The 8,267-nt window shown below is 45.7% G+C and carries 7 protein-coding genes and 1 pseudogene; all 8 read left to right on the top strand.

Annotated features, from left to right (window positions below; genetic code table 11):
* Positions 1-217: 217 nt before the first annotated feature.
* The 8 genes and pseudogenes from CLOSYM_RS21490 (at position 218) to CLOSYM_RS21455 (ending at position 8,055) form a co-directional block, all read left to right on the top strand.
* Positions 218-1,792 carry a putative DNA modification/repair radical SAM protein gene (locus CLOSYM_RS21490; RefSeq protein WP_021643819.1) on the top strand — a complete coding sequence of 525 codons (1,575 nt, stop codon included), beginning with the start codon at positions 218-220 and terminating at the stop codon, positions 1,790-1,792.
* A 1-nt stretch (position 1,793) separates the two neighbouring features.
* Positions 1,794-2,549, top strand: coding sequence for a TIGR03915 family putative DNA repair protein (locus CLOSYM_RS21485; protein WP_021643818.1), 756 nt, complete (start codon positions 1,794-1,796; stop codon positions 2,547-2,549).
* A 208-nt stretch (positions 2,550-2,757) separates the two neighbouring features.
* Entirely contained in the window at positions 2,758-3,066 is a 309-nt protein-coding gene (locus CLOSYM_RS21480) for a hypothetical protein (RefSeq protein ID WP_021643817.1), read from the top strand.
* 150 nt (positions 3,067-3,216) lie between these two features.
* Positions 3,217-3,558: pseudogene (locus CLOSYM_RS24185) on the top strand (GntR family transcriptional regulator); the annotation flags it as partial.
* A 187-nt stretch (positions 3,559-3,745) separates the two neighbouring features.
* Entirely contained in the window at positions 3,746-4,645 is a 900-nt protein-coding gene (locus tag CLOSYM_RS21470) for an ABC transporter ATP-binding protein (protein ID WP_021643815.1), read from the top strand.
* On the top strand, positions 4,620-6,971 hold the full coding sequence (locus CLOSYM_RS21465) for a DUF6449 domain-containing protein (protein WP_021643814.1): 2,352 nt from the start codon (positions 4,620-4,622) through the stop codon (positions 6,969-6,971). The genes CLOSYM_RS21470 and CLOSYM_RS21465 overlap by 26 nt, the downstream gene beginning before the upstream one ends.
* Positions 6,972-7,069: 98 nt before the next feature.
* A complete protein-coding gene (locus CLOSYM_RS21460) occupies positions 7,070-7,540 on the top strand; it encodes a zinc ribbon domain-containing protein (protein ID WP_003510533.1) in 471 nt (156 codons plus the stop codon).
* A gap of 8 nt (positions 7,541-7,548) precedes the next feature.
* A complete protein-coding gene (locus CLOSYM_RS21455) occupies positions 7,549-8,055 on the top strand; it encodes a COG2426 family protein (protein ID WP_003510534.1) in 507 nt (168 codons plus the stop codon).
* Positions 8,056-8,267 lie beyond the last annotated feature (212 nt).

Raw genomic sequence — 8,267 nt, 5'->3', positions numbered from 1 at the left:
TTACACTCGCTAAGTGAGCCAATGCCTGCGGCGGTAGGGAATAATGTCTCATAAAAAAAGAACGAATGTTCGAGAAAACTCTTGCCATCAAAATCAGAATGTGATAAAATGAGGATAGAACAAATGTTCTTATAAATCTGTGCAGTGATGTGCCGGTGACAAGCAGTACAATGGATTATCACAATGCGGTTCATTGCTTATATAAAGGAGAAAGTTAATGCTGATACAGGAGAATCTGTCAATAGAAGAAAAACTCAAAATTTTAACGGATGCAGCTAAGTATGATGTCGCCTGTACATCCAGCGGAGTGGAAAGGAAGGGGAAGGACGGCTGCATCGGAAGCGCAAGTGAAGCCGGACTTTGCCACAGCTTTGCTGCCGACGGCAGATGCATTTCTCTCCTGAAGATTCTTTACACGAACCAGTGTATCTATGACTGCAGGTACTGTGTGAACAGACGTTCCAATGATACTGTCCGCACTGCGTTCACACCCGGGGAAGTCTGCCGCCTGACGATGGAGTTTTACCGGAGGAATTATATTGAGGGGCTGTTCCTCAGCTCCGGAATTCTTGACACACCGGATAAAACAATGGAGCAAATTTACAGAACTCTTTATCTGCTGCGCAATGAGCATAAATTTAACGGTTATATTCATGTGAAGGCGATACCGGGAGCCGATCCGACCCTGATTGAGATGACCGGTTTCCTGGCAGACAGGATGAGCGTGAACCTGGAACTTCCAACCGCCGAAGGGCTGAGGAAGCTGGCGCCGGGAAAGACAAGGGATAAGATATTAAAGCCGATGCGGCAGATTCAGAGGGGAATTGTAAATCAGATGGCCCGTGAAGGGCTCCTGGAAAAGAAGGGGATTATATTGCCGCCGGGATTTCTCACAGACTCTTTAAGGACTGCGCCCGCCGGTAAAACGCCGGGGCCGCGGACGGAGCTTTCGGAAAGCCTGCCGCAGGCTGCCGGCGCGTCAACGCCGGTACTGTCCCGTTCCGGCACCGGAGCGGATGCCGCACGCCCTGCAGTTATTCCGGGAAAGTCTGTGTATGGTAATTATGGCGTGGGCCGTGTATCTAATCATAAGTCGTATTTTGTGCCTGCCGGTCAGAGTACTCAGATGATTGTTGGAGCCACACAGGAGAGTGATTATCAGATGATGGCGGTAGCAGAGGCGCTTTACAAGAATTTCGGGCTTAAGAGAGTCTTTTACTCTGCCTTTGTCCCCGTGAATCATGACAGCCTCCTTCCGGCTCTGCCGGGAGGACCGCCGCTTCTAAGGGAACACCGGCTCTATCAGGCGGACTGGCTCCTGCGATACTATGGGTTTCACGCCTCCGAACTGTTATCAGAGGATAAGCCTAATTTTAATGTGTTTCTGGATCCCAAGTGTGACTGGGCGCTGAGAAATTTGGGGGAATTTCCGGTGGAGGTAAATCATGCTCCCTATGCCTCTCTTTTGAGGGTGCCCGGAATCGGGACTAAATCTGCGATGCGGATTGTCGCCGCCAGGAAGCAGGCAGTCTTAAGATTTGAAGATTTAAAAAAGATGGGGGTTGTTTTAAAAAGAGCGGTATATTTCATAACCTGCTCCGGTAAAATGATGTATCCGGTGAAGCTTTCGGAAGATGCCATCGCAAACCAGATAGTGGGAGAGGAGAAGCGGCGAAACTGGGAGCTTGAGCAAAAGGGGCTGTTCAGGCAGATGTCTCTGTTTGATGATTTCCATATGGAGGCAGCGCCTCCTGCAGAGGAAAGGGTATCTGTCTTAACGGGGGAGATGTAATATGGTTATATTTATATGTAAAGATGATTTTGACTCCATACTCTGCGGCGTTTATGATGCCTGGATGAGCAGACTGGGGCATGACAATGTCAGACTGCAGCTTCAGGGAGCCTATAATATGGAGTTGTTTGCAAAATACCGCGATGTGCAGGTCACCGAAGAAAAGGTAGATAAGGTGATACAAGCTGTTGTACAAAAGATATCCAGGGAAGCGTATGGCTGGATTTACAGGGCGTCTCTCAGTTATGAACCGGAGAAGGCAGACATAATTTACCGATTTCTGATTTTTGGATTCCATATAGGAAAGCAGATTACGGAAAGTCTCCATATACCTGCTGTCCATGAGATATTCCGAATAAACCGCCACATACAGAATGAGGCCCATAATATGAAGGAGTTTCTCCGGTTTTCTGAACTGGAGAATAAAGTCCTTTTTTCAAGGATTGGGCCAAAGAATGACGTTCTTCCGATGCTGGCCCTCCATTTTTCGGATCGGCTGGGGCCGGAGCGGTTTATCATTTATGATGAAATCCGGGAGAAGGCTGTCATATATACTCCCAATACAGGCTGGTACATTCTGTCCGGCGAGGAGGGGAAAAGACTGGAAAAACTGTCGGAGAAATCAGATCGGAAGGAGTATGAAACACTCTGGAAAATCTTTTTTGACAGTGTCGCAATCAAAGAAAGAGAAAATTATGTCTGCCAGAGAGGCCATCTGGCTCTGAGGTACCGCCCCTACATGACAGAATTTCAATAAAAAAATTAAGAATTAACAGGCGGATAATCCTGATAGAATCAGGGTGTTAAAAATATATTCTTACGAATTCTTTCCTTTTTCGAAAAAAAAGGAAGATAATTTTATTCTTCATTAATAGATTGGTCACAATTTTGACACAATTTCAAATTATCATTACTGGCGTACCACGAATTAAGTAAATTGATTCAAAAAAAGAGGAGATGTAATTATGAAAAAAAATTTAGTGAAACCAGCAGCAGTAATGATGATGAGTGTAATGTTAGCGGCTACCGCCCTGACAGCTTGCGGCGGAACCGATGCAGGCACTACAACAGCAGCCGTAACCGAGGCAGAGACAACTGAAGCTCCGGAGACAGCAGCACCAGAGGAGAGCACAGAGGAAGTTAATTCTGAGTCAGCAGAAGATATCACAGAAGCAGCTGACACAGAGGAGACAGAGGCAGCAGAGAGCCAGGTTGAAGATGCTGCGGCAGAATCCGACGATGCAGCTCTGATTGAGGAGAGCACAGCTAACTAATCGTTAGCAGGCTGATAAGCCTACATAAATTAATCAGGTTAAGAAAAATGTAAGGAGCGGCCGCTTGACAGCGGACCGCTTCTCTCGTATACTAAGTGTATTAAATGAATTAATACACTTAATTTAAATAATACGGGAAAGGAGGAGCCTATGATTCTGATTGACTATAAAGATCGGCGACCTATATATGAACAGGTTGTAGAAAAACTGTCTGAGCTGATGGTGCGAGGAATTTTGGAGCAGAACAGCCAGCTCCCATCTGTACGCAGCCTTGCAACGGAATTGTCGATTAATCCCAACACAATACAGAGAGCCTATGCGGAACTGGAGCGGCAGGGGTATATTTATTCGGTAAAGGGCAGAGGCAGTTTTGTGGCCGAGAATCACCAAATTCGTGAACAGAAAAAAAAAGAAATTTTTGTGAGACTGGGCAGACTTGTGGAGGAGGCCAGGGGAACGGGAGTCACGATGCTTCAATTTCAGGAGCAGGTGATACAGTTCTATGGCAGCAGTGACAGGAGGCCGCGGCCAGCGGCAGGAACTGCGGCTCCGGTAAAAGAACCGCAAATTCTGCCGGCTGCGGAGACCACGTTAACTGCCGTACATGAGCCGGTGACAAAGAATCAGATGACGGAACCGGCTCTTGGAGGCAAGAGGGAGGAAAAAGGAGGAGAAACGGATGATTGAAGCAATCAACCTGACAAAGCGATTTGACGATATCAAAGCCGTTGATCATATTAATGCAGTAATCAGAGAGGGCAGCGTATTTGGATTGATAGGCACGAATGGTGCAGGAAAGAGTACGTTTCTCAGAATGGCTGCCGGAATACTGAAACCGGATGAGGGCAGAGTTACGATCGACGGAGAAGACATTTTTGAGAGTGATAAGGTAAAATCAAAATTTTTCTATATATCGGATGAGCAGTATTTTTTAAATAACGCGACTCCAGGTGAGATGATGAAGTTTTACAGAAATGTATACAGGAATTTTGACGAAAAGCGATTTTTCGGCCTGCTTTCCAATTTCGATTTGGATGCAAGGCGGAAGGTAAATACATTTTCAAAAGGAATGAAGAAACAGCTTTCCGTTCTTCTTGGAATTTGTGCCAACACAGACTATATATTCTGCGATGAGACATTTGACGGGCTGGATCCGGTTATGAGGCAGACAGTGAAAAGCCTTTTTGCCAATGATATGGAGGAGAGGAACCTGACTCCGATTATTGCCTCACATAACCTGAGGGAGCTGGAAGATATCTGTGACCACGTGGGACTTCTCCACAAAGGAGGAATTCTGCTGTCAAAGGATCTGGATGATATGAAGCTGAATATCCATAAGGTTCAATGCGTACTTCTTCCGGGTACAGAGCCGGAAAATCTGCATGGAATTGACATTATCAGGACGGAACGCAGGGGGAGCCTGCTGACTCTGACCATAAGGGGGAAAAAGGAAGAGATAGAAGCGGTTATGCAGACCTTCCATCCGGTATTTTTTGAACTGATTCCTCTTTCCCTGGAAGAAATATTTATCAGTGAAACGGAGGTGGCCGGTTATGACATCAAAAAACTTATTTTTTAATCTGATGAAAGAAAATACGAAACAGCGCCTCTGGACAGTCGCTTTGATATCATTAATATTCTTTTTTACATTTCCGGTGCAGACGGCGCTGTTAATCAGCAGTTATCTTTCCCAGGACAGAATCGATGCCGTTTGGGAGAGGGAAGCGCAGGGAGTCGAGGTGATAAAGCAGCAGCTTCAGGAAAGATACTTAAGCTGGACTGCAATAGATAATGGCATGTTGGTTTTTCTTCTTATCGTTTTTGCCGTAGTCTGCGGTATTTCGGGATTTGCGTATCTGCATTCGCGAAAGAAAACCGACTTTTACCATGCAATTCCGGTAAAACGTGAAAGATTATTTACAGCCGTATATCTGAACGGCGTCCTTTATACGGCTGTGCCTTATCTGATATCCCTTTTGATATCTTCATTAATGATTCAGGTGAAAGCCGGGCAGATATTCCCGTGGGGAGAGGTGTTAAAGACTTACTGTATCCATATGTCGTTCTTTTTGTTAATGTATACGGTAGTGATAGCGGCTGCTCTGATGACCGGCAATACCATTGTCAATGTACTTGGAACCGCAGTGTTTTTCCTGTGGGGACCGGGAACGGTCATGCTGCTTATCGGCTATTTCAGCAGCTATTATATTACCTTTTACCAGGACGGGAACAGATTCGTAGAGCTTTTGCAAAAATCATCACCGGCAGCCTGGTATATCGGAGCGGTATCAGAACCGGAAAAAGCAGGCTCAATGGCGCTGTGGGCGGTTGCAGTAACCGTACTTCTTATCGCGCTCTGTGTATTTCTGTATAAGAAAAGACCTTCCGAGGCAGCCGGGCGCGCCATGGCATTCAGAAAAAGCCAGCCGGTTATCAAGCTGCTCCTTGTAGTGCCGATTGCACTCACCGGCAGCCTGATTTTCAGAGAAATGATGGGAAGCGACGGATGGAGCATTTTCGGTCTGGTCTGCGGACTTGTAATCAGCTACGCTATTATTGAAATAATTTATAACTTTGATTTCAGAAGACTGTTTGCACATAAAAAACAATTTGCACTCTGTACAGTCTGCTCATTGGCAATTCTTGCATTTTTCAGGTTTGATTTGTCGGGATTTGACTCTTATGTGCCTTCTGAATCCAAGATGGAAGCGGCAGGAATTTACTGCAGGCGGATGGACGCGGATTTTCTTGAAGACTATTTGTCTGAATTGGAGCTGAACAGTGACTCCAGGGGCTATGATTATGTGAGCTGGAAATCGAAATCAGCAGGAGAACTGGTGAAGGAGATGAAACTGGCTGATGTAACGTCGGTGATTGAAATAGGAAAAAGGGGCGTTACCGATGCCGAACAGGCAAAGAAACGAAACCACGGCATCCTTAGAAGCGGCCGCTATTATTACCGTGATTCGAGTGACGAAACGATTGACGAGGTAGTGGTTGCTTATCATCTGAAGGGCGGAAAAACTGTGCTGCGCCGCTATAATATGAATCTGTCAGCGGTAAGCGGAGCGCTCGACAAAATTTATGACAGTGAGGAATATAAGACGGAAGTTTATCCGATTCTTTCTTATCAGGCGTCGGATGTGGCCGGAATCAATTATGAGGAATACGGTGATTTCAGTCATGTGAACCTGAAGAATGACGAAATGAAGGCTCGGATTCTGGAGGCGTATCAGAAGGAGTTAAGAGGCCTGACTGCCGAAACAAGAAGAGAAGAAAGCCCGATTGCAGCAATTCAGTTCAAAACGGGCGAGATGCAGGAAATGATTGATACGCTCAGAGAAAAAAAGCGCGACTTCAGTGTGTTCAACAGAAAATTTTATTATCCGATCTATCCGTCCTTTACGGAAACAATCAGCCTGCTGAAAGAATGCGGGGTTGATGTGGGAGAATTCCTGACAGCAGACAAGGTGGATAAGATTGTTATGGAATACTACAGAAGTGAAGAGGACGTGGAAGAGATACCTTCTGCTGAAATGGAAGGTGTCTATTCAAAAGAGCGCGGAAGCTGGAAGGTCACGGTAACTGATAAGAACGAGATCCGCCAGATCCTTGACAGCTCCCTGTCTGACAGCCTGAACTGTACAAATTATCTGAATAATACCTTTACCGGGGTGAATCTGACTGCCTATGTTTCGGTCAAGCGGGGGCAGACGGAAGACGAGTTTGATGCGGCTGCCATGCCTGAAACAGTGCAGACGGAGAGTATAGATGGAAGTGAACAGGAGACGGAATATGTCAGATACGGACTGCGGTTTGACTACGACAAGATTCCGGATTTTGTAAAAGAAACGTTTAAATTGACGGAAGAAAATATGAAAAATGATGTAATGTGGGGCTATTAGAAGCTGCCTTAAGTGGCCCGGTTTTACTTTTGATTGACTTTCTCTCCTTTACAGGATAAAATAAGTGAGGAAAAATATCCTGTAGAGGAGGAAAATGAATGGCATTTTTAGATGAACTTGGTAAAGTAATCAGTGATAAGAGCAAGGAAGCAGCCAATAAAGTGAAGGATATCACAGGCGTAATCCAGCTCAAATCAAAATTGTCAGCAGAAAAGGAAAAAGTTAATAAAGCATATATCAGTCTTGGAAAGGCATACTATGACAGGCACGAAGCAGCGCTGGAAGATGAGTACGCCGATGAATTCAAGATTATCCAGGCGGGTCTGATTAAGATGGCTGTACTGGAAGACGAAATTGCAGAACTGGAAGGAACCAGAGTCTGTGCGGAGTGCGGAGCCAAGGTAGAGAGAGAGGCCCTGTATTGCAGTAAGTGCGGTGCTCCTATGGAGGATAAAATGGCAGGCGCCTCAGAGGATGAGGACAGTGAAGAACCAGGACTGCAGTTTCCGGTAAAGACGGCGGCAGATGAATCCATCTTCGCAGAGGAAGACAGCGAAAACGAAGAATAGGAGATAGAATGGACGCATTAGTACAGTGGTTTACGGCCAATCTTTCTGAGTTTATCTCAAAAGAGGCAGTTATTTTTATTATTTCCATGGTACCAATACTGGAATTGAGGGGAGGACTTCTGGCGGCTTCGCCGGCACTTCTCAATGTACCGATTATGCAGGCAATACCAATCTGCATTATCGGAAATATTCTGCCAATCCCGTTTATTCTGCTCCTTATCAGAAAGATACTGGACTGGATGAAGCTGGTGAAGGTGTTCCGGCCAATTGCTTTGTGGCTGGAGAATAAGGCGATGAGTAAAAAAGACCAGATTGAGAAATATGGATTTTGGGGACTTGTGCTTTTTGTAGGGATCCCCCTCCCTGGTACGGGAGCCTGGACAGGCTCTTTGATAGCTGCGCTTTTGAGAGTGCGTTTTAAAACAGCATTTGCAGCAATATTAATAGGCATTGTAATCGCTACGGTCATTATGTCTATCCTGTCTTACGGTGTGCTGGGAGTCATTTTCGGATAAGAAATAACAGTCTGCGGTATGGTACGGAACTTTAACATGTTCCTGCCATGCCGCAGTTTTTTGTATGCATTATCCGGTTCAGATATTCGGATACAGTATATTTTCGGAAAGTATGGAGATTCTTGATAACGAAACAGTTTAGATGGATATTTAACGGAGGTTAGGAGGACGCGTCCGAAACGGACCATGTCCGGTGTGGTGAGGGGGCTGTC

The organism is [Clostridium] symbiosum ATCC 14940, from assembly GCF_000466485.1.
GTDB lineage: Bacteria > Bacillota > Clostridia > Lachnospirales > Lachnospiraceae > Otoolea > Otoolea symbiosa.
This window is presented reverse-complemented; position numbering and strand designations above follow the sequence as displayed.

Coding starts and splice junctions, on each gene's coding strand:
- CLOSYM_RS21490 (WP_021643819.1), top strand. CDS start 218: ATGCTGATACAGGAGAATCTGTCAATAGAAGAAAAACTCAAAATTTTA.
- CLOSYM_RS21485 (WP_021643818.1), top strand. CDS start 1,794: ATGGTTATATTTATATGTAAAGATGATTTTGACTCCATACTCTGCGGC.
- CLOSYM_RS21480 (WP_021643817.1), top strand. CDS start 2,758: ATGAAAAAAAATTTAGTGAAACCAGCAGCAGTAATGATGATGAGTGTA.
- CLOSYM_RS21470 (WP_021643815.1), top strand. CDS start 3,746: ATGATTGAAGCAATCAACCTGACAAAGCGATTTGACGATATCAAAGCC.
- CLOSYM_RS21465 (WP_021643814.1), top strand. CDS start 4,620: ATGACATCAAAAAACTTATTTTTTAATCTGATGAAAGAAAATACGAAA.
- CLOSYM_RS21460 (WP_003510533.1), top strand. CDS start 7,070: ATGGCATTTTTAGATGAACTTGGTAAAGTAATCAGTGATAAGAGCAAG.
- CLOSYM_RS21455 (WP_003510534.1), top strand. CDS start 7,549: ATGGACGCATTAGTACAGTGGTTTACGGCCAATCTTTCTGAGTTTATC.